This window comes from Vibrio sp. 1-1(7) (genome assembly GCF_013048485.1).
Lineage (GTDB): Bacteria > Pseudomonadota > Gammaproteobacteria > Enterobacterales > Vibrionaceae > Vibrio > Vibrio fujianensis.
Genome location: NZ_VHSP01000007.1, coordinates 1 through 23,496 on the forward strand (window position 1 = coordinate 1; position 23,496 = coordinate 23,496).

Below are 23,496 nucleotides of genomic sequence, written 5' to 3' on the forward strand. Positions count from 1 at the left end.
AATTTGTGTTCGAGATTGTCCATCTTTGAAATGAGCAAGAGCCAGTAATCTCATTTTCATCTGAATGGATTTTTGCTGACTGGCGAGCTTTTTAAAGTTGATATTATTAAGGCTATTCATGATGAATCACGATAGTAGTTAAATAGCCTTAATTAGATCATATTTAGATTGGTATTATGAAAGTGATCGGCAATATCGAGCATATAAAAGGTAGGAATAAGGGGCGCAATTAGTACGCCCCTTATAAGTTATGGGTGATATGGCTTATTTTTGCAGTAATGATATATCAGCAATCTGTAGGAAGAGATTGCGTAGATTATTTAGTAAGGTTAAGCGGTTTTTCTTCAAAGCTTCATCATCGGCCATGACCATTACGTTATCGAAGAAAGCATCTACAGGCTCACGTAGCTCTGCTAATTTGCTTAATGCTTGTTGATAATTACCGGTGGCAAACGCTGGCTCTAATGCTTCACTCATGACTTCGACACTTTCAGCCAAGGTTTTTTCTGCTGCTTCCTGTAGAAGTGCAAGATCAATCTCAGTGGCTAATTCACCATCAAATTTAGCTAATATATTTCCGACTCGTTTGTTTGCTGCTGCCAATGCTTCTGCGGCTTCTAGTTCACGGAAATGAGAGACCGCTTTGACTCGTTGGTCAAAATCTGCGGGTTTAGTTGGATGACGAGCTAACACGGCTTGGATGATATCCACGCTGAAACCTTCATCTTGGTACCAAGCTCGGAAACGGCCAAGCATAAATTCAACAACATCTTGCTCAACTTGGGCATTGGTGAGTCGATCACCAAATAAAGATTTTGCTTTTGCGACAAGATCAACTAAATCAAGTTGGTAGCCATATTCAACGATGATACGCAAGATACCTAATGAGGCTCGGCGTAATGCGAAAGGATCGCTCCCTTTGGGGGCTTGGCCAATACCAAAGATACCAACGATAGTATCCAATTTATCCGCAATAGCGACAGCTGCAGACACGCCATTTGCTGGGAGTTCATCTCCTGCAAAGCGAGGCATATACTGTTCGTTGAGTGCAACTGCGACTTCTTCGGCTTCTCCATCATGCCTTGCATAATGCATACCCATTACGCCTTGAGTATCGGTAAATTCAAAGACCATAGAGGTCATTAGGTCACATTTTGCTAAAAGGCCTGCTCGCTTGGACTTTTCGACATCGGCATCAATTTGCTCGGCAATATAACCGGCAAGTACTGTAATACGGTCTGTCTTATCTTTAATGGTACCAAGTTGTTGTTGGAATATAGCTGTTTCAAGTTGAGGAAGACGATCCACTAACTTACTTTTTAAGTCAGTATTGAAGAAAAACTCGGCATCAGCTAAGCGAGGTCGAACGACTTTTTCGTTACCTTCAATCACGTGCCGAGGTTCTTTTGATTCAATATTTGAAACAAAGATAAAGTGAGGTAGCAGGTTCTTATTGGCATCATAGACGGGGAAGTATTTTTGATCGCCTTTCATGGTGTAAACCAAGGCTTCAGAGGGGACTTTCAAGAACTTTTCTTCAAATTTTGCCGTAAGTACAACGGGCCATTCGACCAAAGCAGTCACCTCTTCAACTAACTCATCTTCTAGGTCAGCTTTTCCACCTACTTGCTGTGCGGCTTTTTGAGCGTTAGCGATGATGGTTGCTTTACGAACATCATAATCGGCGATGACCTTACCTCGCTCTTCTAAGATAGCCGGGTATTGTGCTGCATTATCAATAGTAAATTCGGCTTCACCCATAAAGCGGTGACCACGAATGGTTCGAGCGGATGGAACGCCTAAAATTTCGCCTTCAATCAGTTCATCACCGAGTAAAATAGTCAGTGTTTTTACCGGGCGAATAAATTGAGTGTCTTTGTCTCCCCAACGCATCGGTTTTGCGATAGGTAAGCTCGCTAATGCTTTGGTCACCAATTCAACAATAATTTGTTTAGTTGCTTGGCCTTTAACGTCTTGTTTGAAAAGCAACCATTCACCTTGAGCGGTTTTTAATCGTTCTGCTTGTTCAACGGTAATCCCATTACTTCGCGCCCAGCCTTGTGCGGCTTTGGTTGGGTTTCCTTCTGCGTCAAAGGCCACAGAAATTGCGGGGCCTCGCTTCTCAACAACTTTATCTGCTTGTTTTTCTGCTAGTTGAGTGATTTTTAGCGCTAAACGACGCGGGGTCGCAAACCATTTTAGATCTTGGTATTCCAGATCTGCAGCGGTTAATTCTGCAGAAAAATTGGCAGCAAATGCTTCTGCAAGTGTACGTAGTTGTTTTGGTGGCAGCTCTTCTGTGCCTAGCTCAATAAGAAATTCTTTTGCCATGTTATTTGTCCTCACCCTTTTTACACATAGGGAAGCCTAACGCTTCACGAGAGGCGTAATAGGCTTCTGCCACGGCTTTGGTTAGGTTGCGAATACGTAGAATGTAACGTTGACGTTCCGTTACCGAAATCGCCTTACGTGCATCCAAGAGGTTAAACGCATGAGCCGCTTTTAGGATGCGCTCATAAGCTGGCAAAGAGAGCGGTTTTTCAAGTTCTAGTAGCTGGTTACACTCTTTTTCACATTGGTCGAAGAAAGTGAATAGGAAGTCAACATCGGCATGTTCAAAGTTATAAGTGGACTGCTCAACTTCATTTTGGTGGAAGATGTCACCGTAGCTGACTTTACCTAGTGGGCCGTCTGTCCAAACTAAATCATATACAGAATCAACGCCTTGAATGTACATGGCTAAGCGTTCAATTCCATAAGTAATTTCACCGGTAACGGGTTTACATTCAAGACCACCAACTTGTTGGAAGTAGGTAAATTGAGTCACTTCCATACCATTTAGCCAAACTTCCCAACCTAGGCCCCAAGCGCCGAGAGTTGGGTTTTCCCAGTTATCTTCCACAAAACGAATATCGTGAACTTGTGGATCAATACCGAGTACTTTTAGTGAGCCTAAATACAGTTCTTGAATGTTGTCTGGTGAGGGTTTGATAACCACCTGAAATTGATAGTAGTGCTGCAGACGGTTAGGGTTCTCACCATAGCGACCATCAGTTGGGCGACGGGAAGGTTGAACATAAGCGGTCGCCATTGGCTCGGGGCCAAGCGCACGCAGGCATGTCATTGGATGAGAGGTGCCTGCGCCTACTTCCATATCTAATGGTTGCACAATGGTACAGCCTTGTTGGGCCCAATAATCCTGCAGCGCGAGGATCATACCCTGAAAGGTTTTGATATCGTATTTTTGCATAGTCAGGTTCGCGCGATTCTTTTGTCTGAATTGATAAAAAATAACAATCAAGTATACCGAGTTATTCTCTGACAAAGTAGGGGTAATGTTGATGAATTAATCACCAGAAATGATTTTTAGCTAAGTTTTAGTCTATTGCGGTATATAAACCAGCTTATCAAGGGTGGTTTTAAGATTTATTCGTTGAGATTGTTCGCGAAGCTGGATAGAATTCCTCTGTCTTTGGGGAGTAGCTTACCGATTAACCAATGTGTGTTGTTCGGTTCGTTCGTCAACATAATTGGTGCTCAATCACCGTGGCGTTCGAGACTTGAAATCTCTTTGAGTTTAGCAAGACCTTAGACAAACATTACGAACCGGGGTGGGGCGTCGTGTTTGTCTATGGTTATATAATAATCCCGCCCCAATGAGCCTGTCGTGAGTGTTTTAGTTATTTCAATTACTAGTGTTGCTTTGGCCGAAATTGGGGATAAAACCCAATTGCTGTCTTTGTTACTTGCTAGCCGATATCGAAAGCCCATACCTATTATTATGGCTATTTTTTTAGCGACTGTTGTTAACCATGCTTTAGCGGCGTGGTTGGGCGTGGTTGTGGCAGATTATCTTGCTCCTGAGTATTTAAAGTGGGTGGTGGTGGTGAGCTTCTTGCTTATGGCTATATGGGTATTGATTCCTGATAAATTGGATGATGATGAAAACCTCTCTAATCGAGGGCCATTTATTGCCAGTTTTATTGCTTTTTTTATTGCAGAGATTGGCGATAAAACCCAAATTGCTACTTCAATTTTAGGGGCGCAGTATGCAGATGCGTTAGCTTGGGTTGTGGTGGGTACAACGATAGGCATGTTATTGGCTAATGCTCCAGTAGTGGTGATTGGTAAGTTGTCAGCAGATAAGATACCGTTAGGCTTGATCCGTAAAATAACGGCGATTCTTTTCTTTACCTTGGCCATTGGTGCCGCATTATTTTAGGTACTGGATCACGCTCTACAACAAAAGCTGATGAGAGCGTGATATCTGCCATATTCGTGTCATATGAGTCGTGCTAGTGTTATTAATATCTGTTGTGAAAGAGGGGCGCATTTATGTTGACACGTTATATAGGAATGAGCGCCAAAAGTCAGAGCTACTTATTCTCTTTTGGTTTTGTCTTAACTTTACTCGGAATGGCGTTGACCAATATGTGGCTACCCATGGTGATTGGTGCCATTATTATGGTTGGGTTAACGGTAGAAGCTTGGATTCGAGTTGCTTACATTATCCCATTGCACGACGAGCTAAGAACGGTACAGCAACAACTGAAAAAATTACAAACGGATATTCGTTCTATTGAGTATCAAGAGTAGTGAAAAGGCAGCGTTATGCTGCCTTTATTGTGCTAAGCCATGCCTTTTTTAATCAAATACTGATAGGGTAAAGTTTCGATTTGCGCCGCAAGTAGTTGGTGATCCATAAAGCGACAAAAACTAGGTATGTCGCGAGTTGTCGAAGGGTCATCAGCTGTGATGAGCAAGGTTTCCCCGTCCTGCATATTACGAATTGTCTTCCTGACCATCATGACTGGTTCTGGGCAGCGTAATCCTTGTGCCTCTAATGTTAGCGTGGCTAATTCAGGATCAAAATTCATCGTTGAGCCTAAGATATATGACAATTAAGGGCTAGATAATACTGGCGAATAAAAAATATTCAATAACCCCTTGGCAAAGAGATTAAAATACCATATTGCAATTAACAATTGGTTAACATCCTGCCCTGCAACACCGAGTATGATTCCGACATTATCCCTAGGTTTTCTTGGGCTTCCCCGCTGAAAGGCGGGATTTTTTTTCTTATTTCCGTACACTAGCCTTTATTTACTATTGGGAAGGTGGCATCTGTGGAATTAGAAGAGGTTTACCGACGAGACTTAAATTTACTTGTTGCTTTACGGGTATTAATTGATGAAGGTAGCGTGAGTAAAGCGGCGCATCGATTAAGTCTTAGCCAATCGGCAATGAGCCGAGTTCTTGGTCGGTTAAGGGATATGCTGGACGATCCTCTTTTAACTCGTCAGGGACAGTACCTAGTTCCGACAGAAAAAGCGCTCACTATTTATCACGCGGTCGATCGTCCGCTCGAAGTGCTTAGACAAATTCTTTCGCCTGTAGAATTTGAACCTTTGTTGTGTGAGCAGCGTTTTACCATTGCAACAACGGATTATGCAATACAGACAATTCTCCCTTTTGCATTACCCCGAATTTATCAAGAGGCACCGAAGGTTTCCCTTGAGTTTCAGCCTCTGCATCATAATCGATTAATCGATCAACTGACCCATGAAGGGGTGGATTTTGCGATTTGTCGACCAACGACTTCGGTGGCACCGTTACAGAGTGAGATTCTTGGTCGAGTCGGTGTGCTGTGTTTGCTTTCAAAGCTTCATCCTTTAGCTTACCAGTCTATGCAGTTAAGTGATTATTTGGCGTATCCACATGCCATGATTGCAATCAGTGATGGAGTAAAGGCTTTGATTGAGCAAGCTCTTGTTGAGTACCCTAAACGCAAGATGGTACTCCGTGCTTACCATTTGGAATCCGCTTTGGCGATTGTCGATAGTATGCCTTTAATTATTACCGTTCCAGCCGATCTAGCATTCTTAGTTGCAGAACGTTATGACTTAGTGGTTAAACCATTACCGTTTCAATTTACTCCGTTTGATTACTCTTTGATTTGGCATCCCCGTTGTGAACATGCCCCAGCTCAGGCATGGATAAGAGATATTGTGAAGCAAGAATGTAGTCGCTTGATAGCTAAGCGTGTTGAAGAAATGAAACTTTAATATGGGGCAAGAATTAACATTCGAGCCCCGTAATTTGTGGTGAAAGCTGGCTTATAATTTAATCACAACGCGGCCAGTAATTTGTCCATTGGTAATGGCTTCCGCGTACTGGGGGGCTTGCTCAAGCGTTATTTCATGACTGGCTTGTTCGAAGTAGTAGTCCGGTAAAAGTTTCGCTAGGTTGTTCCATGCTGCGATTCTTTTCTCTGCTGGGCAAGCAACGGAATCAACTCCTTGCAGGCGAACATTACGTAAAATGAACGGCATGACGGTTGTGGGTAAATCAAAGCCACCGGCTAAACCACAAGCTGCAACGGTACTGTTGTAGTCCATTTGTGCTAACACTTTTGCTAATATCTTGCTACCGACGGTATCAATAGCTCCGGCCCAGATCTGTTTTTCTAACGGACGAGCGGGTTGTTCAAACTCTGAACGGTCAATAATGCGTTTAGCACCGAGCTTTTCAAGTAGAGGGCCATTTTCTGCTACTCGTCCTGTCACAGCGGCAACATGGTAGCCTAAATTTGCCAATAGCGTGACGGCAACAGAACCGACCCCACCACTGGCTCCGGTAACAAGAATCTCTCCTTGATCTGGTTTGATATTGGCATCGAGTAAGGCTTGTACGCAGAGCATAGCGGTAAAGCCTGCAGTTCCAATCATCATGGATTTTTTGCTACTAAGACCTTGGGCTAATGGAACTAACCAGTCTGCTTTTAGGCGAGCTTTTTGCGCCATACCGCCCCAGTGGTTTTCACCGACACCCCAGCCAGTGAGTACCACCTGATCACCCGTTTGATAACGAGGATCTTGTGATTCAAGTACGGTTCCCGCCAGATCGATTCCCGGAACCATGGGAAATTGACGAATGATTTTACCTTTACCTGTAATGGCTAAGCCATCTTTGTAGTTGAGGGAGGAGTAGTCCACCGCCACTAAAACCTCTCCTTCCGGCAATTGACACTCATCAAGTTGTTCAATGGTGGCAAGGGTACGTTTTTCTTGTTGGGTAAGAACTAAGGCATTAAACATTCCGATCTCCAATATTTGCGTAGCAAAGACAATATATTGCTAAGTGTAGTCTTGAATAGGGTATGACTAAAATGAAACTTTAGCATTGATATTATGCGCATGATGCATTAGAGAGTAAAAATGCCAGTCGGTGACTGGCATTGAGAGAGTTAGGATAAGAAAAATTGGTAGGAAGGGTTATCCGTTTCATCTTTACACTGGTAGCCCAGTTCACGAAGATGGGCAGAAAAACGCGAGAGATCATGCTCTTCCAGTTCAAAACCACATAAAACTCGTCCGTAGTCCGCCCCATGGTTTCGATAATTAAATAGACTAATATTCCAATGGGTACCCAAGGTGCTTAAAAATTTTAGCAGCGCACCAGGGTATTCTGGAAACTCAAAACTATACAACCGCTCTTTGAGGGGCTTGGACGGCTTACCTCCGATCATGTATCGTACATGTAATTTCGCCATTTCATCCTCAGACAAGTCAATCACCGGGTAGCCACCACAGCGTAATTCACTGATGATAGTGTTTAGCTCATCTTGGCCTCCAAGTAATCGCACCCCAACAAAAATATTGGCCAGTTGATCGTCGTTATAGCGATAGTTAAATTCTGTTACCGCCCGGTTACCAATAATATGGCAGAATTGAAAAAAAGCACCCTTACGCTCAGGAATGGTTACGGCGAGTAGCCCTTCGCGTTTTTCACCGAGTTCACAGCGTTCAGAAACATAGCGTAAACCATGGAAATTTGTATTTGCTCCAGAGAGCACCGTCGCTAACTGCTTTCCTTCAATATTATGTTTTTCAACAAACTTTTTTAGACCTGCTAACGCCAATGCACCAGATGGCTCTGCAATTGCTCGGGTATCTTCAAAAATATCTTTCACTGCTGAGCAGATTTCGTCACTGGATACGGTAATGTGATCATCAATGTATTGTTGACATAAACGAAACGTTTCATCGCCAATGCGTTTTACCGCAACCCCATCAGCAAACATACTGACTTGGTCTAGCACGACCGGTTCTCCGGCATCTAACGCGGCTTTCAAACAGGCGGAATCTTCGGGTTCAACGGCAATCACTTTTATTTCAGGCATCAATTGCTTGATTAACACGGCAACGCCTGCGGCTAAACCACCGCCACCAACTGGGACAAAAATATAGTCTAAGTGCCCATTTTGTTGCAGCATTTCCATCCCCATGGTGCCTTGACCTGCAATGACGAGTGGGTGATCGAAGGGGGGAACAAAAGTATAGCCGTGTTGCTCCGTTAACCGTTCTGCTTCCGTTTTTGCTTCATCAAAATTATTGCCATGTAAAACCACATGGCCACCAAATCCGCGAACGGCTTCAACTTTGATATCTGGGGTGGTTTTGGGCATCACAATGGTGGGTTTTATTCCCAACCGGCTGCCAGAAAGTGCCATACCTTGAGCATGATTGCCCGCAGAAGCGGTGATAACCCCCGCTTGTTTCTGTACTTCGGTTAAATTAGCGACCATATTATAAGCGCCGCGCAGTTTAAACGAGTGGACGGGTTGACGGTCTTCTCGTTTTAATTGCACCCGATTTTTGATCCGAGCTGATAATCGTGTCATCTCTTGTAAAGGAGTGACAAGGGCTACCTCATAAACTGGAGCACGGAGAATTTGGCGCAGATAATCTGCGCCCGTTTGTTTCGTGAGAGTCATGCATTACCCCTCAAGCTTAGATTTATCGCGTACTGCCCCTTTGTCTGCGCTGGTGGCCATACTGGCGTAAGCTTTCAGAGCAAACGAGACTTCGCGTTGACGGCTTTTGGGTTTCCATCCCTGTTGATCTTGCTTCGCGCGTCGTTCGGCGAGTTCAGCGTCAGTCACATTCAGGGTAATGGTTCGATTAGGAATATCGATGGCAATAATATCGCCGGTTTTGACTAAACCAATAGTGCCACCGTTGGCAGCTTCAGGAGAGGCGTGGCCAATAGAGAGGCCCGATGTGCCGCCAGAAAAACGCCCATCGGTGAGGAGAGCACACTCTTTACCCAATCCCATCGATTTAAGATAGGTCGTTGGATAAAGCATTTCTTGCATACCCGGCCCGCCTTTAGGGCCCTCGTAGCGAATTACCACCACATCGCCTGCTTTAACTTGCCCACCGAGAATGCCTTCAACCGCCGTTTCTTGGCTTTCAAAAACCACGGCTGGCCCAGTAAAAGTCAGAATACTTTCATCCACACCAGCGGTTTTCACAATACAACCATCAAAGGCGATATTGCCTTTGAGTACCGCTAAGCCACCATCTTGGCTAAAGGCGTGCGCTTGGTTGCGAATACAGCCTTCGGTGCGATCATCATCTAAGCTTTCCCAGCGGCAATCTTGCGAAAAGGCTTGTGTCGTACGAATGCCAGCTGGCCCTGCACGGTAGAATGCCTTTATCTGATCGGAATGAGTTTGCATGATGTCATACTGCGCTAATTGTTGTTCGAGCGTTAAACCTAACACTGTTTTGGTCTGGGCATTGAGTAGCCCTGCTCGATTTAATTCTCCCAGAATACCCATCACGCCACCAGCGCGGTGCACATCTTCCATATGGTATTTTTGGGTAGAGGGGGCAACTTTGCATAAATGAGGAATTTGACGTGACATACGGTCGATATCAGTCATATCAAAATCGACCTCACCTTCTTGAGCGGCAGCCAGTAGGTGTAGAACGGTATTGGTTGAGCCGCCCATTGCAATGTCTAATGCCATGGCGTTTTCAAAGGCGGCTTTGTTGGCAATATTACGAGGCAACGCCGATGAGTCATCTTGCTCATAGTAACGTTTGGTCAGTTCTACAATACGGCGGCCAGCGTTTAAGAATAGTTGTTGGCGATCTTTATGTGTGGCGAGTAATGAACCATTACCCGGTTGAGAAAGGCCTAGCGCTTCAGTTAAGCAGTTCATCGAGTTGGCGGTAAACATACCAGAACAAGAGCCACAAGTCGGGCAAGCGGAGCGCTCAATTTGCTCACTTTGTTCATCAGAGACTTTGGGGTCAGCGCCTTGAATCATGGCATCGACCAGATCCAGTTTGATGATTTGATCAGAAAGCTTGGTTTTTCCTGCTTCCATTGGGCCACCAGAGACAAAAATAACCGGAATATTCAGGCGTAGTGAAGCCATCAACATTCCCGGAGTAATTTTGTCACAGTTCGAAATACACACCATGGCATCGGCGCAGTGAGCGTTGACCATGTACTCAACCGAGTCGGCGATCAGTTCCCGTGAAGGCAGTGAATAGAGCATACCGCCATGCCCCATAGCGATACCATCATCGACAGCAATGGTATTAAATTCTTTGGCAATACCGCCAGCCGCTTCAATTTCCCGAGCAACCAGTTGGCCGAGATCTTTGAGATGAACGTGACCGGGAACAAATTGAGTAAAGGAGTTCACGACCGCAATGATCGGTTTGCCGAAGTCTTCTTCTTTCACTCCCGTGGCGCGCCACAATGCGCGGGCACCAGCCATATTACGTCCATGGGTTGTGGTGGCGGATCTATATTTTGGCATTGTTTGTCGTCCTTTTACTTCTCTTGTGGGTATACATAATCTAACCAGCCCCACTTATCTTCCGTGGTGCCATTAAATAGGCCAAAGTAGGCTTCCTGCATTGCCTTGGTGATCGGGCCGCGTTTACCTGCTCCAACGGTGATTTTATCAACGCTACGTACCGGAACAATTTCAGCTGCCGTACCGGTCATGAATATTTCGTCAGCAAGATAAAGGGCTTCACGAGCGATGTTGACTTCACGAACGTCATACCCTTGCTCTTTAGCAAGGGTCATAATCGAGTCACGAGTGATGCCAGGGAGAATGGAACTCGTCGTTGGCGGGGTAAGAATCACGCCATTTTTGATGACGAAAATATTTTCGCCAGCCCCTTCTGACAGGTAGCCATCCACGCTTAAGGCAATACCTTCGGCGTAGCCATGACGTCGCGCTTCTCCTCCAACGAGAAGGGACGAGAGGTAGTTGCCTCCAGCTTTTGCCGCTGTTGGAATGGTGTTCGGTGCTGCGCGATGCCAACTGGAGATCATCGCATCAACGCCATTTTCTAGCGCTTCTTCGCCGAGATAAGCGCCCCAAGGGAAAGCGGCGATGATCAGATCCATCTCTGTATTGTTAGGTGGGCAAACGCCTAATCCGACATTGCCTACAAATGCTAATGGACGAATATAAGCATTATCGAGCTTATTGATTCGGAGCGTTTCACGCGTGGCTTTCATCATTTCATCAATAGAGTAAGGAATCGGAAATCGATAGATTTTTGCAGAATCCGCTAAGCGCTGAGCATGTTCACGATGACGGAAAATGATCGGCCCTTTGGGGGTGTTATAACAACGAACCCCTTCAAAAACAGAGGTGCCATAGTGCATCGCATGGGTTAATACGTGAACGGTCGCATTTTCCCATGGCATCATTTCACCATTGAACCAAATATACTCTGCAGTTTTTGTTGCCATGTTTGCCTTCCTTAAGCACAAATTTTCTGTTGTAAATTGTTGTTGGGTAGTTCATGACTACTAATCGTGGTTACATCAACCGAACGAACATCCCATAATTTTTCAATTTGATTGGTCAATGTGGTGATTGGCCGATCACTATCGACAATAATTTCTACGCTGGCGACGTGGCTTGCGTGATTTTGCGTTGCAGCCACTTGTTTAATGATAAATCCACGATGGCGAACAACACGTAGCACTCGTTCCAACAGTACAGGTTTATCATCGGCTTTGATATCTAGTAAGTATCTTTGCATAGTGAGCCTCCTAGGTGTTTTCTAACATATCGTTGTTGGACGCACCCGGTGGAACCAGTGGCCAGACGTTTTCTTCTTCATCAATCAAAACATGCAATAAATAGGCAGTTTTGCTTGCCAGCATCTCTTTAAGGGCGGGTTCAACTTCTTCTTTTTTGGTGATGGTTTTACCCGGAATATCGAACGCTTGAGCCAGCATTACGAAATCAGGATTGTCATCTAAAATTGTTTCACTGTGTCGACCATCGAAAAAGAGAGATTGCCATTGCCGCACCATGCCTAATCGCTGGTTATTCAGCAGTACTATTTTGACTGGGATCTGGCGGCGTTTTAGGGTGCCTAGCTCTTGAACGTTCATCATAAAAGAACCATCACCAGAAATAAGGATAGATTGATCGTCTGGACGGGCAACCGCCGCTCCCATCGCGGCGGGAAGTCCAAACCCCATCGTGCCTAACCCCGCTGAAGAAATGAAGTTTTGAGGTGCTCTGGGTTGAATGTGTTGGGCTGCCCACATTTGGTGTTGACCGACATCGGTCGATACAATGGCAGAATCTGGCATCATATCGGATAACTGTTTTAAAAGGAGAGGCGCGTAAATAGCGTCTCCGGGGTGGTCATACCGCCACTTAAACCCTTGCCGCAGGCTTTCGCTATGATGCTCCCAAGGCGTGAGATCTTGGCGGGTTTCTAACTGTGGCAAAATAACGTTAATATCACCGCGTAAGGCCGCATTAGCACAACGCAACTTATTAAATTCAGCGGCGTCAATATCAATATGGATCACCTGAGCATGAGGAGCAAAGGTGTCTAGCTTTCCTGTTACTCGGTCATCGAATCGAGCTCCGACGACGATCAAAAGATCGCTTTCTTGTACCACTAAGTTGGCTGCTTTCGTGCCATGCATACCTAACATACCAAGGTAGAGTGGATCGTTGCGTTCAATGGTTCCAAGACCTTTTAAGGTGCTGACTGAGGGCATGGGGTTTAGGTGTAAAAATTTTCGCACAGTCTCGGTCGCTTTGGCGAGTTGGACACCACCACCGACATAGAGAACGGGACGTTTTGCTTGAGCAATTAGCTGCTGAGCTTTACTCAACTGTTCCAAATCGACCTGTGGAATCTTGGTCGGTGTAAAATCGGGAAGAAGGGACACGGGGGCTTGGCCAAGTTGAACATCTTTAGCAATATCCACAATCACAGGCCCAGGACGTCCGGTTTTAGCTACTTCAAAAGCTTCGGCTAAAGTGGGTGCAAGCTCATGAATATCGGTAACGAGGTAGCTGTGTTTGGTACATGCCAGTGACATACCAATCACATCCATCTCTTGGAAAGCATCCGTGCCAATATGAGAACTGGCAACTTGGCCGGTGATGGCAACCAACGGAACGGAATCTAAAAAAGCATCGGCCAGTCCGGTGACGAGGTTGGTGGCTCCTGGGCCCGAGGTCGCCATACAAACCGCTACTTCTTGCGTTGATCTGGCCATGCCAATGGCCGCCATCGCGGCACCTTGTTCATGGCGGCATAGTATATGCTCGACTCCCCCATCATACAGCGCATCATAAATCGGCATGATGGCACCACCAGGATAACCAAAAATAGTTTTGATTCCTTGCTGTTTTAATGCGGCTACGACTAGCTGTGCTCCTGTCATCGTAAACCTCCTTGTCGGCAACGGATGTTGTCGTTAGTCATCTTGTGTATGCACGTCATGTGCGGCTCCCCATTCTTCCTGTTATGTCATGTTCAAAAATAAAACTATCTGGCTTTTCTGTTGATTAGGGTTATAAAAAAACCCCCGGACTTTTCAGTGCGGGGGTTTTTTTGAATCTGTGTGTTATTTTGCGCCCACAAGCCCCCGCGCGGTCCAAATAATGACCACGATAAGCAGGCTAATCAGTGAGTTAAAGTGAGCGCGTAAATTCATCATATTTGTTTTGTATTTTGTTGTACTATGCTGAGAAATTGTCTTCATCTCTAGTGGTATCACACATCTCTGTTACATGACAAGCAAAAACTCATTCTTTTTTCACATTCTCTTATGGTTTTGAATCGCTATATATCTTTTTGTACCTGAGTTTTCTTAATTTAGGACATTCAATTTTATCGTTGACACTAAGGGAAGTGATGGGACTTGCGATTATCCACAGTCGAGCCAGTATAGGGGTTCAAGCGCCAGCGGTGACGGTTGAAGTTCATATTAGCAATGGCATGCCTGGATTTAACCTGGTGGGGCTACCAGAAACGACGGTGAAAGAGTCGCGCGATCGGGTACGTAGTGCCATTATTAATTCTCGTTTCGAATTTCCCGCCAAACGAATCACCGTAAATTTAGCACCAGCTGATTTACCAAAAGAAGGAGGACGGTTTGATTTGCCGATTGCCTTAGGTATTTTGGCCGCCTCAGAACAATTGCCGCTTAATCTTCTTGAGCGTTATGAATTTATTGGCGAGCTGGCTTTATCTGGTGAAATTCGGCGTGTGAAAGGGGTTTTACCAGCGGCGTTAGCTGCGAATAAAGCAAAACGTAGTTTAGTGGTGCCGCAGGACAATGGTGATCAAGCCGCATTAGTCAATGAAGGGCAGCATAAGTCGGCTCAGACGCTACTCGACGTTTGTGCCGATCTGTGTGGGCAGAAAAATCTAACCCTTTTTCAGAGTGGTAACCAGCATCAACCTTTGAATCATCAGCGTGATCTGCAAGATATTATTGGCCAGCAGCAAGGTAAACGAGCATTGGAAATCGCTGCGGCTGGGAGTCATAATCTCCTATTTCTTGGCCCACCGGGAACCGGAAAAACCATGTTAGCATCACGCTTATGCGATTTATTACCTGAAATGAGTGATGAAGAGGCGATGGAAACCGCATCGGTTGCTTCACTGACAGAGCAAGATATTAACCAATATAATTGGAAGCAACGGCCTTTTCGTTCCCCGCACCACTCCAGCTCCATGGCAGCACTGGTGGGCGGAGGAACGATTCCTCGGCCGGGTGAAATTTCTTTAGCCCATAATGGGTTGCTTTTTTTAGATGAAATGCCGGAATTTGAACGTAAGGTTCTTGACTCTTTGCGGGAGCCTCTTGAATCAGGAGAGATTATTATTTCTCGGGCACAAGGTAAAACGCGTTTTCCGGCTCGTTTTCAGTTAGTGGGAGCTCTGAATCCAAGCCCGACCGGTTACTATGAAGGTAATCAAGCTCGGGTAAATCCTCAGGTTATTTTACGCTATTTGAGTCGATTATCCGGGCCGTTATTAGATAGATTCGATATGTCGATAGAGATCCCGGCTTTACCGAAAGGAACCTTATCTCAAGGAGGAGAGCGAGGAGAAGATACATTGACAGTACGTCAGCGTGTTTTATTAGCGCGAGAACGGATGCTTACAAGAAGTGGTAAAGTCAATGCTCTATTACAAAGCAGAGAGATAGACACCTACTGCCACCTGCATCAATCAGACGCTGAATTTTTAGAAAATGCTTTACATCGTTTGGGGTTGTCGGTACGTGCTTATCATCGAATTATTAAAGTGGCCCGAACCATCGCAGATTTACAAGGCGAATTAAATATTCAACGAGCACACTTGGCTGAAGCCTTAGGGTATCGATCCATGGATCGATTACTCAAACAATTATCCGCTCAGGCGGTGCTATAACATGTTTGTTTAGAGCTATCGTTTTGATGGTATATCCCCTTCCGACTTGAAGCTGCAGCGGTTGGCTACGTTCATTGCTATTTATTAATGATAAAAAGGAGCAATATGCTCCTTTTTTTATCAACTATTCACACCCTCGTTTATTGACTTAACAGATAGATTATTTACTTAACAGATAGTTGATAAGCTCAAAATAGTCATCCATTGTTTTGATTCCTTGTGCTTGCACCAAGTAACGGTTATTGACGATAACCGCTGGAACACCAGTTAATCCGCTGTCTTTAAACTGTTTATCAAAGCGGCGAACCATGGAGTCGGCAGCAAATCCGTTAAAAGCAGCGTCAAACTTTGCCCCATCAACCCCTTCATCGATAAAAATTTGACGTAATTCTTGATCGTTTTTAGGTGCTTGACGCAGTCCGTGAATACGGTTGAACATCACCGGTAGCATTTTTTCTTCGATATTGAGCGCTAGCATAGTGGCATATGCTTTACTCATGGATAGGCCCATTTTCCCGCCCATAAAGGAAACGTGATTTTTTTGCAGCGTTACGTCTTTAGGTAGTTGGGCTTTTAACTGTTTGATGACAGGCTCAAAAGAGTAGCAGTGAGGACAATAGAAAGAGAAGTATTCGGTTACACTCGGTTGGCTTGAGTGGGGTAGGTTAAGCACTTTATAGTGAACACCTTCTTTAAATTGAGCCGCCTGTACAGAAAGGCTTAACATTAGGGTTGCAACTAGTGCAAACAACTTTTTCATATTTACTCCATCAGTCTTTTGAAGTGATTTACCAATTAGGCGTTAGTGATAGTGCTGGCTCTTGTAATACGGCAAGCTGCTCTTTAAAGGCCAAAACTTGACCTTCCCAATATTTGGGGTCATTAAACCAAGGAAAAGCGAGGGGAAACGCAGGATCATTCCAACGTTTTGCCAACCAAGCCATATAATGCACCATGCGTAGACCACGTAGTGGCTCAATTAGTTTCAATTGATTTGGGTTAAAGTCGCAAAACTCTTGATACCCTTCAAGCAAAATATCTAACTGGATCCGTTTCTCTTGTCGATCACCATTGAGTAACATCCAGAGATCTTGAATGGCTGGGCCATTACGAGCATCGTCTAGGTCAACAAACATTGGGCCATCTCGCCATAAAATATTACCCGGATGGCAATCACCATGTAATCGAATTATGTTATCGGTAGGTTGCCAGCATTGTTCAATCGACGAAATCAGCAGATTGAGATCGTTAAAAAATGCATTTTCTAAGTGCGTAGGAATAAAAGAAGCGTGCTCGAGTACCTTTCTCGGTTGATAAAGGTATTCTTCTAAACTCAGGGTTGGACGGTGGGTAAAAGGTTCGATTGCCCCGACTTTGTGAATACGACCAAGAAAGCGTCCTACCCACTCTAGTTGTTGCTCGTTATCGACTTCAAACTGACGCCCACCCATACTATTAAATAAGGCAAAATAGTAACCTTGATAATCATGTAGACTTACTCCATTGATGATCAAAGGAGGAGCCAGTGGAATTTCAGCTTCCTCAAGCTCTAATGCAAAATTATGTTCTTCTTGGATTTGTTCTTTATTCCAACGTTGTGGCCGGTAGAATTTTACGACAAACCGGCGGTGTTGCTCATCACTAAATTGATAGACACGGTTTTCATAGCTATTGAGTGCCAAAAAGCCAGATTCAGCACGGATACCGATACTTTCCAGTGCATACCAGATTAAATCAGGGGTCAGAGCATCAAAGTGAAAGGTCGCTTGAGTCATAATTTTAAAAGGGCTTATTGCTAAGCCCTTTGCCATAGTGTCCCGAGTTTAAAGTGGCTTTATAAACCGACTCTCTACCTCGGTAGAAAAAGATTGACTGTCGCTGAGTATAAACCGAATTGTGTTGACCGTTGAGGGAAGATTATCAGCATCGACCCCCAAACTAAGAGGAACATTGACGACTTCGCCGGGCTTTACGTTAATTTTCTGCCGACCATACCAAGAAACCTTCGTTAGACCATTCACTTGCAGGTGATACGTTTGAGCTTGCTGGGTTTTATTGATCACTTTTAAAGTGTAAGTATTTTCTATTTCATGGTTACTATTGATTCTAAACAGTTGATTTCGATCGCGAATGACCGTTAAACCTGCCGGATCGACATGGGCCACTTGAACAAAAAACAATCCAAGCATGAGGAGTAGTACCCCGCCATAGCCTAACAGTTTAGGCCGTAGTATCTTGGTTGTTTTTCCGGCTAAACGGTGTTCTGTGGTATAGCTGATCAAGCCTTTTTCATAGCCCATTTTTTCCATGGTCATATCACAGGCATCCACGCAAGCCCCGCAGTTGATACATTCGTATTGTAAACCATTACGGATATCAATTCCGGTTGGACAAACCTGTACACATAGATCACAATCAATGCAGTCACCAAGTCCCAACGCTTTGGGATCTGACTTGCGAGCGCGTGGGCCTCGCTGCTCCCCCCGTTTGGGATTATAACCCACAATAAAAGTATCTTTATCAAACATAGCGGACTGAAAGCGAGCGTATGGACACATATGGACGCACATAATGGATCGCATCCAGCCGGCATTACCATAAGTACAGAGAGCAAAAAACCAGACCCAAAAGAGGGCCCAGAATGAAGCTTCCAAAGTGAAAAAGTCAACCACGAGCTCTCGGATAGGAACAAAATAGCCAACAAAGGTAAACCCAGTCGCAAGAGCGATCGCAAACCAAGCGATATGTTTGACGCTTTTACGTAAGACTAAATGCACGGTGAGTCTGTTTGAGTCTTGTTTACGGCGTTTATTGGCACTGCCTTCGAGTTTTTCTTCAAACCAAATATACATAAAAGTCCACACGGTTTGTGGGCAGAGGTAGCCACACCAGACTCGACCCAAAAAGGTAGTTAGAAAAAACAATCCAAAAGCGGCGATCATAAATAAGAGAGCAAGTAGCGTCAGATCTTGTGGATAAAGGGTGGTACCAAAGAAATTAAACTGTTGATGACCAATATCAAGCAGAATAGCTTGCCGTTCACCATAAGAAATCCATGGAATAAGCGCAAAGAGTAGTAATAGAAACCAACCACTATAGCGACGTAATTGTTGATAGGTTCCTTTACTTTCCCGGACATAAATACGATGGCTTGGGTTAAAGCGATCCCTTGGGTCGTTTTTGGGGACGATCTCTTTGACGTCAATTTTCTCTTGACTCATAACGCTTCCTTTTTCGTCATTATGGTATAACTTCTTATGGTTACACTCTTTATCGTGGTGACTTTATTGGTCATTCTATGAAAATAATGCGCAGGATTATAGCGCCGATAACCTTTTTGTTTCTTTATCGCAATCAAGATTTAACAATAAAAGTGCTTTTGGGTGTTGAATAAGAATGATTGAACGAAATCAGGTTGTAAAAAAAGCAGCCATAGGCTGCCTTAAATGATAGAAGTAAGTTGGATTACTTAATGATGCCTCTCGCTCGCAAAATAGCGCTTTTGAAATCATCTTCGTAATCTTTTTTAATACCAGGGATGACGTCATCTTTACTGCTGTTGCGCATTTTAAGGTGGTAGATTAAGACATCATCAGTAAGTGATTCTAATGCTCCTTTATATCCAGCCTCTTGAGCTAATTGGCAGATAAATTGAACCAAACTAAGTTCAGATGCTTTCTGCCACTCAGGCTCTAATAGCTCAAGTAACTCTTCAATTCGATGGCATTGCATCACTTTCTCCCTATTCTTGTCATGATTTTTGCTAAAGATAGCAAATTGGATCGAGAATACCAAACCTTCTCATTTTATTTGACAAGGTCAACAGAGCCTAGATGCTATGGCTTGATTTCAGGGGCGAGACGAAGAAAAAAGCGCAGTTTAAACTGCGCTTTTTAACTTAAGCGGCTTTAACCACTTTTGTTTCGGGTGATGCGATAAACGCATTTTTTTCCACAAGAGTGGTGGTCGCGATTTTTTTTGCAATCAGAGCAGTAGTAAAACCACTACGACGGCGCATTGCACTACGGTTTGTGTGCGAAAACCTGACAGTTGTTGGGCGCATTCATTTACCTAACGGTCAGGCACATCCATTGCCGATGTTACCACCTAAATAACTATGAGTTGTCCTGCCCGCAATTGGCGGAGAAGAGTCGCTCATTCTGGCAATGCCAATCCAAATAGCTATTCAGGAATAATGATATGCTCGCATATCATAAATAGCCTAGCATTAACAGCTTCATTGATCGATAGTTAAACAACATTTTTGTTAAATAAGTGAAGGAAATATGTCAAAGGGGAATGACGTTGCTCAAAATCGACTCGGTGCTCGCTTTTATAGATTTTTTACCTAACCATTATTTACATTTTTCAGCTTACAAGTGTAAGCCTATTGTGTGATACTGAGGATTATTAAGATGATTTTATATGGTCGCTATTATGTTAATTAATCGATATCACATGAAGGAAGAAGTGGCTAACGCTATCAGCCACGGAGTTGGGTTGTTGTTGGGAATCGTCGGTTTGGTGTTGCTATTAGTAAAGGCGGTTGAGCATCGTGCAGATCTTCTCACTATTGCGAGTATGGGTGTGTATGGCGGTAGCATTATTCTCTTATTTTTGGCGTCTACGCTTTATCATGCGATCGCTCAACAGCAAATCAAATATAAGCTAAAAGTATTTGATCACTGTGCGATTTATTTATTGATTGCTGGTAGCTATACACCCTTTTTATTGGTGGGATTACGCACTCCGTTAGCCATTAGCTTAATGATTGTGATTTGGTCTATTGCTTTGTTGGGAATTATCACAAAGATTGCTTTTATGACGCGATTTAAGAAATTCTCACTACTCAGTTACTTGGTCATGGGATGGTTATCGCTAGTGGTGATCTATCAACTTATTCTTCATCTTGATATTGGTGGTGTCACCTTATTAGTTGTAGGTGGGCTTGTTTATTCGTTGGGTGCTATTTTTTACGTTGCGAAACGCATCCCTTACAATCATGCGATTTGGCATATTTTTGTGTTAGCGGGATGCGTCTGCCATTTCTTAGCTATTTATTGGTACGTCGAACCGATTTGATTGCTAACGCCGCCAGAAAGCGGGGAAAAACAGCACCAAAATAGTCAAAATTTCGAGCCGACCCATTAACATCCCTAAGCTAAGTATCCACTTAGCGGCGTCGGGCAAGGGAGCAAAATTACCGGATGGCCCAATCACACTGCCGATCCCTGGTCCGACGTTTGCGACTGCGGTAATCGCACCCGAAATACTGGTGATGGGATCAAGCCCCATCGCCGAGAGAGAACCGGCAATCGCAATAATAGTGATAAAAAACGTCAGCCCAAAAGCGATCACCGAGCGAACGATATCTTCATTGACTGGACGTTGATTGTAACGTTGCACAAATACACCAGAGGGGTGAATTAGTTTCATCATTTGCTTATTGAGTAGAGCAAAGCCAATTTGAAAACGGAACACTTTAATCCCACCAGAGGTTGAGCCAGAGCAGGCTCCCGACACCATTAAGAAAGCAAATAACGTGGTAGGAAGCGCTCCCCAAGTGGTAAAGTCGTCTAAGCCAAATCCAGTTGTAGTAATAACCGAGACGATATTGAACATCGAGACACGCAAGGCATCGAGTACTGGATAACCATTATGAAGCGTGAGCCATGCGGCAACGACTAAACTGGTGAGCATGAAAAGTAAGAAAAAACCTTTCACTTGTGCATCGGTTAACAACTCTTGAATGCGACGTTTTCGTAGCGCCGAGACAAAGAGTAGAAAAGGTAATCCACCTAAAAACATAAACAGAGTGGCTATCCAATGAGATCCGTTCGAAAAATGGTTCATCGAGCCATCAGAAGTCGAATAACCACCGGTTGAAAGGGTTGTAAAAGCGTGGTTAATAGCGTCAAAAAGATCCATGCCCGTGAGCATATAACCCATGATGCACAGACCCGTTAAACTGAGATAAACTGCGACAATATTTTTTGCAACCGTCTTCGCTCGTGGGCTGCTTTTATCAGACCAGTCGGACGACTCGGTTTGGAAGAGTTTCATCCCCCCCACATTCAACATGGGCAATACGGCTACTGCCATGACAATAAATCCGACACCACCTAACCATTGTAAAATAGAGCGCCAGAGTAAAATGCTTGGTGCCATGTTATCTAATCCACTCAAGACGGTTGAACCTGTGGTGGTAATACCCGACATGGTTTCAAAATAAGCATCGGTAAAGCTGATGTGGTTTATAAATACAAAAGGTAGCGCCGCAAAAGCACTGGCGATGGTCCAGACTAAGCTGGTGATGAGGAACATGTCTCGTACGTTAAGACGAAACGTTGCTGTTCTTCCCAGCGTTAAACAGAAAAAAGCCACTAAGTGCGTGATAATAACGGCTTGAGCGAATTCGATGAACCCCTCAGTGCCACTGACAAAGGCCACTAAAGTGGGCACATACATAAACAGAGCTAGTTTAGAAAGCACTAGCCCAATGACAAATAATATTGGGCGTATATTCAGCATAACGCCAGTTACCTATAAGAAAAATGGGCTTGGTTGGAATAAACTTTCCACGTCAGGCACGTATTTTTTATCAACTAAGAACATCACGACATGATCGTCTTGTTCAATAATGGTTCGATCATGAGCGATCAAGACTTCTTCACCACGTACGATTGCGCCAATGGTTGCTCCTGGCGGCAATTTGATTTCACCCACGGTTCGTCCAACAACTTTAGATGTGGTTTCATCGCCATGGGCAATGGCTTCAATCGCTTCTGCTGCCCCGCGACGGAGAGAAGAAACATTGACGATATCGGCACGACGAACGTGAGTTAACAGTGCAGAAATGGTTGCTTGCTGGGGAGAGATTGCAACATCAATCACTCCGCCTTGGACTAGGTCAACATAGGCGCTGCGCTGAATGAGAACCATCACTTTTTTCGCTCCCATCCGTTTGGCGAGCATCGCAGACATAATATTGGTTTCATCTTCATTGGTGAGAGCAATGAACACATCGACTTGATCGATATTTTCCTCAGAAAGCAGCTCTTGATCGGCCGCATCACCACAAAAAACAATGGTGTTTTCTAGTTCTTCGGAAAGTTGTTCCGCTCGTTGGTAATCCCGTTCAATAAGCTTGACACTGTAGGTATGCTCTAGGCGTTTCGCTAGACTTGCACCAATATTTCCACCGCCGACAATCATGATGCGGCGATAGGGCTTTTCTAACCGTTGCAGTTCGCTCATGACTGAGCGAATATGATTACTTGCAGCGACAAAGAACACCTCATCATCAGCCTCAATAATGGTGGTGCCTTGCGGGCGAATAGGCCGCCCTTGGCGGAAAATAGCGGCAACACGCGTATCAATATGCGGCATGTGTTCACGTAGGGCAGATAACGCATTACCGACCAAAGGCCCACCATAATATGCTTTGACCGCGACTAAACTGACTTTTTCTTGTGCAAAACTCACCACTTGCAACGCACCAGGGTATTGTACTAAACGTTCAATATAGCTAGTGACCAACTCTTCTGGTGCGATTAGGTGATCAACGGGAACTGCGCCCGATTGAAATAAAGTCTCTTTTTCTTGTAAATATTCTGGAGAGCGAATACGAGCCACTCGGTTGGGCGTGTTAAATAGAGTAAAGGCTACTTGGCACGCTGCCATATTGGTCTCATCGGTATTGGTTACCGCAACCAACATATCGGCATCTTGTGCTCCCGCTTCCCTTAGTACATTAGGATGGCTTGCATGACCATTGACGACTCGTAAGTCGTATTTATCTTGTAACTCACGCAGCCGATCTGAATTTTTGTCTACGACCGTAATATCGTTGTTTTCACCGACTAAATTCTCAGCGAGAGTGCCCCCAACTTGTCCGGCACCAAGAATGATAATTTTCATACCTTGTACTCTTATTGTTCACTGATTAACCGAAATTCTGGTTGATCAT

Annotated in this window: 21 protein-coding genes; 5 read left to right on the forward strand and 16 right to left on the reverse strand. The window is 44.5% G+C overall.

Going from position 1 to position 23,496, the window contains the following annotated elements; genetic code table 11:
- Nucleotides 1-264: 264 nt before the first annotated feature.
- Together glyS and glyQ are read right to left on the reverse strand one after the other, a co-directional pair.
- A complete protein-coding gene (gene glyS / locus FKN05_RS15585) occupies nt 265-2,331 on the reverse strand; it encodes a glycine--tRNA ligase subunit beta (RefSeq protein WP_099610072.1) in 2,067 nt (688 codons plus the stop codon).
- A gap of 1 nt (nt 2,332) precedes the next feature.
- Nucleotides 2,333-3,250, reverse strand: a complete 918-nt coding sequence (gene glyQ, locus FKN05_RS15590) for a glycine--tRNA ligase subunit alpha (RefSeq protein WP_099610073.1) — start codon at nt 3,248-3,250, stop codon at nt 2,333-2,335.
- 417 nt (nt 3,251-3,667) lie between these two features.
- Here glyQ and FKN05_RS15595 point away from each other — a divergent pair, with 417 nt between their 5' ends.
- Nucleotides 3,668-4,222, forward strand: a complete 555-nt coding sequence (locus FKN05_RS15595; protein ID WP_161427844.1) for a TMEM165/GDT1 family protein — start codon at nt 3,668-3,670, stop codon at nt 4,220-4,222.
- A 113-nt stretch (nt 4,223-4,335) separates the two neighbouring features.
- A complete protein-coding gene (locus FKN05_RS15600) occupies nt 4,336-4,596 on the forward strand; it encodes a hypothetical protein (RefSeq protein WP_099610075.1) in 261 nt (86 codons plus the stop codon).
- A 32-nt stretch (nt 4,597-4,628) separates the two neighbouring features.
- Here FKN05_RS15600 and tusA read toward each other — a convergent pair whose 3' ends face one another.
- Entirely contained in the window at nt 4,629-4,877 is a 249-nt protein-coding gene (tusA, locus tag FKN05_RS15605) for a sulfurtransferase TusA (protein ID WP_099610076.1), read from the reverse strand.
- Between the two features lie 249 nt (nt 4,878-5,126).
- On the opposite strand from tusA, the gene FKN05_RS15610 reads away from it, so the two are divergent.
- Entirely contained in the window at nt 5,127-6,065 is a 939-nt protein-coding gene (locus FKN05_RS15610) for a LysR substrate-binding domain-containing protein (RefSeq protein ID WP_161427846.1), read from the forward strand.
- A 51-nt stretch (nt 6,066-6,116) separates the two neighbouring features.
- On the opposite strand, the gene acuI is transcribed toward FKN05_RS15610, so the two are convergent.
- From acuI to ilvG, 6 genes are all read right to left on the reverse strand, one after another.
- Nucleotides 6,117-7,097, reverse strand: a complete 981-nt coding sequence (gene acuI, locus FKN05_RS15615) for an acrylyl-CoA reductase (NADPH) (protein WP_099610078.1) — start codon at nt 7,095-7,097, stop codon at nt 6,117-6,119.
- Between the two features lie 149 nt (nt 7,098-7,246).
- Nucleotides 7,247-8,776 (reverse strand): threonine ammonia-lyase, biosynthetic, encoded by a 1,530-nt coding sequence (gene ilvA / locus FKN05_RS15620; RefSeq protein ID WP_170887917.1) that lies wholly within the window; start codon nt 8,774-8,776, stop codon nt 7,247-7,249.
- A 3-nt stretch (nt 8,777-8,779) separates the two neighbouring features.
- Nucleotides 8,780-10,621: a dihydroxy-acid dehydratase gene (ilvD, locus tag FKN05_RS15625; protein ID WP_170887919.1), complete on the reverse strand. Its 1,842-nt coding sequence runs from the start codon at nt 10,619-10,621 to the stop codon at nt 8,780-8,782.
- Nucleotides 10,622-10,635: 14 nt separating this feature from the next.
- A complete protein-coding gene (gene ilvE / locus FKN05_RS15630) occupies nt 10,636-11,574 on the reverse strand; it encodes a branched-chain-amino-acid transaminase (RefSeq protein WP_170887921.1) in 939 nt (312 codons plus the stop codon).
- An 11-nt stretch (nt 11,575-11,585) separates the two neighbouring features.
- Nucleotides 11,586-11,870 (reverse strand): acetolactate synthase 2 small subunit, encoded by a 285-nt coding sequence (gene ilvM / locus FKN05_RS15635; RefSeq protein WP_099610082.1) that lies wholly within the window; start codon nt 11,868-11,870, stop codon nt 11,586-11,588.
- Between the two features lie 10 nt (nt 11,871-11,880).
- Nucleotides 11,881-13,527, reverse strand: coding sequence for an acetolactate synthase 2 catalytic subunit (gene ilvG / locus FKN05_RS15640; RefSeq protein WP_170887923.1), 1,647 nt, complete (start codon nt 13,525-13,527; stop codon nt 11,881-11,883).
- Nucleotides 13,528-14,000: 473 nt separating this feature from the next.
- Between ilvG and FKN05_RS15645 the strand changes: the two genes are divergently transcribed.
- Entirely contained in the window at nt 14,001-15,527 is a 1,527-nt protein-coding gene (locus FKN05_RS15645; RefSeq protein WP_170887925.1) for a YifB family Mg chelatase-like AAA ATPase, read from the forward strand.
- 160 nt (nt 15,528-15,687) lie between these two features.
- Here the strand turns inward: FKN05_RS15645 and FKN05_RS15650 are convergent, their stop codons facing one another.
- The 5 genes from FKN05_RS15650 to FKN05_RS15670 form a co-directional block, all read right to left on the reverse strand.
- Nucleotides 15,688-16,287, reverse strand: coding sequence for a thiol:disulfide interchange protein DsbA/DsbL (locus tag FKN05_RS15650; protein ID WP_161428008.1), 600 nt, complete (start codon nt 16,285-16,287; stop codon nt 15,688-15,690).
- A 28-nt stretch (nt 16,288-16,315) separates the two neighbouring features.
- Complete coding sequence (locus FKN05_RS15655; protein WP_099610104.1) at nt 16,316-17,302, reverse strand: serine/threonine protein kinase; 987 nt, start codon at nt 17,300-17,302, stop codon at nt 16,316-16,318.
- Between the two features lie 48 nt (nt 17,303-17,350).
- Nucleotides 17,351-18,748 (reverse strand): cytochrome c oxidase accessory protein CcoG, encoded by a 1,398-nt coding sequence (gene ccoG / locus FKN05_RS15660; protein WP_099610086.1) that lies wholly within the window; start codon nt 18,746-18,748, stop codon nt 17,351-17,353.
- A gap of 244 nt (nt 18,749-18,992) precedes the next feature.
- Complete coding sequence (locus FKN05_RS15665; protein WP_099610087.1) at nt 18,993-19,259, reverse strand: YihD family protein; 267 nt, start codon at nt 19,257-19,259, stop codon at nt 18,993-18,995.
- Between the two features lie 166 nt (nt 19,260-19,425).
- Entirely contained in the window at nt 19,426-19,590 is a 165-nt protein-coding gene (locus FKN05_RS15670) for a hypothetical protein (protein WP_099610088.1), read from the reverse strand.
- A 374-nt stretch (nt 19,591-19,964) separates the two neighbouring features.
- On the opposite strand from FKN05_RS15670, the gene trhA reads away from it, so the two are divergent.
- Entirely contained in the window at nt 19,965-20,609 is a 645-nt protein-coding gene (gene trhA / locus FKN05_RS15675) for a PAQR family membrane homeostasis protein TrhA (RefSeq protein ID WP_161426954.1), read from the forward strand.
- A 3-nt stretch (nt 20,610-20,612) separates the two neighbouring features.
- Here the strand turns inward: trhA and FKN05_RS15680 are convergent, their stop codons facing one another.
- The gene (locus tag FKN05_RS15680; RefSeq protein WP_099610089.1) at nt 20,613-22,058 is read right to left on the reverse strand and encodes a TrkH family potassium uptake protein; all 1,446 of its coding nucleotides are present in this window, start codon (nt 22,056-22,058) and stop codon (nt 20,613-20,615) included.
- 12 nt (nt 22,059-22,070) lie between these two features.
- A complete protein-coding gene (gene trkA / locus FKN05_RS15685; protein ID WP_346656361.1) occupies nt 22,071-23,462 on the reverse strand; it encodes a Trk system potassium transporter TrkA in 1,392 nt (463 codons plus the stop codon).
- Nucleotides 23,463-23,496: the final 34 nt, after the last annotated feature.

Coding starts and splice junctions, on each gene's coding strand:
- glyS (WP_099610072.1), bottom strand. CDS start 2,331: ATGGCAAAAGAATTTCTTATTGAGCTAGGCACAGAAGAGCTGCCACCA.
- glyQ (WP_099610073.1), bottom strand. CDS start 3,250: ATGCAAAAATACGATATCAAAACCTTTCAGGGTATGATCCTCGCGCTG.
- FKN05_RS15600 (WP_099610075.1), top strand. CDS start 4,336: ATGTTGACACGTTATATAGGAATGAGCGCCAAAAGTCAGAGCTACTTA.
- tusA (WP_099610076.1), bottom strand. CDS start 4,877: ATGAATTTTGATCCTGAATTAGCCACGCTAACATTAGAGGCACAAGGA.
- acuI (WP_099610078.1), bottom strand. CDS start 7,097: ATGTTTAATGCCTTAGTTCTTACCCAACAAGAAAAACGTACCCTTGCC.
- ilvA (WP_170887917.1), bottom strand. CDS start 8,776: ATGACTCTCACGAAACAAACGGGCGCAGATTATCTGCGCCAAATTCTC.
- ilvD (WP_170887919.1), bottom strand. CDS start 10,621: ATGCCAAAATATAGATCCGCCACCACAACCCATGGACGTAATATGGCT.
- ilvE (WP_170887921.1), bottom strand. CDS start 11,574: ATGGCAACAAAAACTGCAGAGTATATTTGGTTCAATGGTGAAATGATG.
- ilvM (WP_099610082.1), bottom strand. CDS start 11,870: ATGCAAAGATACTTACTAGATATCAAAGCCGATGATAAACCTGTACTG.
- ilvG (WP_170887923.1), bottom strand. CDS start 13,527: ATGACAGGAGCACAGCTAGTCGTAGCCGCATTAAAACAGCAAGGAATC.
- FKN05_RS15645 (WP_170887925.1), top strand. CDS start 14,001: ATGGGACTTGCGATTATCCACAGTCGAGCCAGTATAGGGGTTCAAGCG.
- FKN05_RS15650 (WP_161428008.1), bottom strand. CDS start 16,287: ATGAAAAAGTTGTTTGCACTAGTTGCAACCCTAATGTTAAGCCTTTCT.
- FKN05_RS15655 (WP_099610104.1), bottom strand. CDS start 17,302: ATGACTCAAGCGACCTTTCACTTTGATGCTCTGACCCCTGATTTAATC.
- ccoG (WP_099610086.1), bottom strand. CDS start 18,748: ATGAGTCAAGAGAAAATTGACGTCAAAGAGATCGTCCCCAAAAACGAC.
- FKN05_RS15665 (WP_099610087.1), bottom strand. CDS start 19,259: ATGCAATGCCATCGAATTGAAGAGTTACTTGAGCTATTAGAGCCTGAG.
- FKN05_RS15670 (WP_099610088.1), bottom strand. CDS start 19,590: ATGCGCCCAACAACTGTCAGGTTTTCGCACACAAACCGTAGTGCAATG.
- trhA (WP_161426954.1), top strand. CDS start 19,965: ATGTTAATTAATCGATATCACATGAAGGAAGAAGTGGCTAACGCTATC.
- FKN05_RS15680 (WP_099610089.1), bottom strand. CDS start 22,058: ATGCTGAATATACGCCCAATATTATTTGTCATTGGGCTAGTGCTTTCT.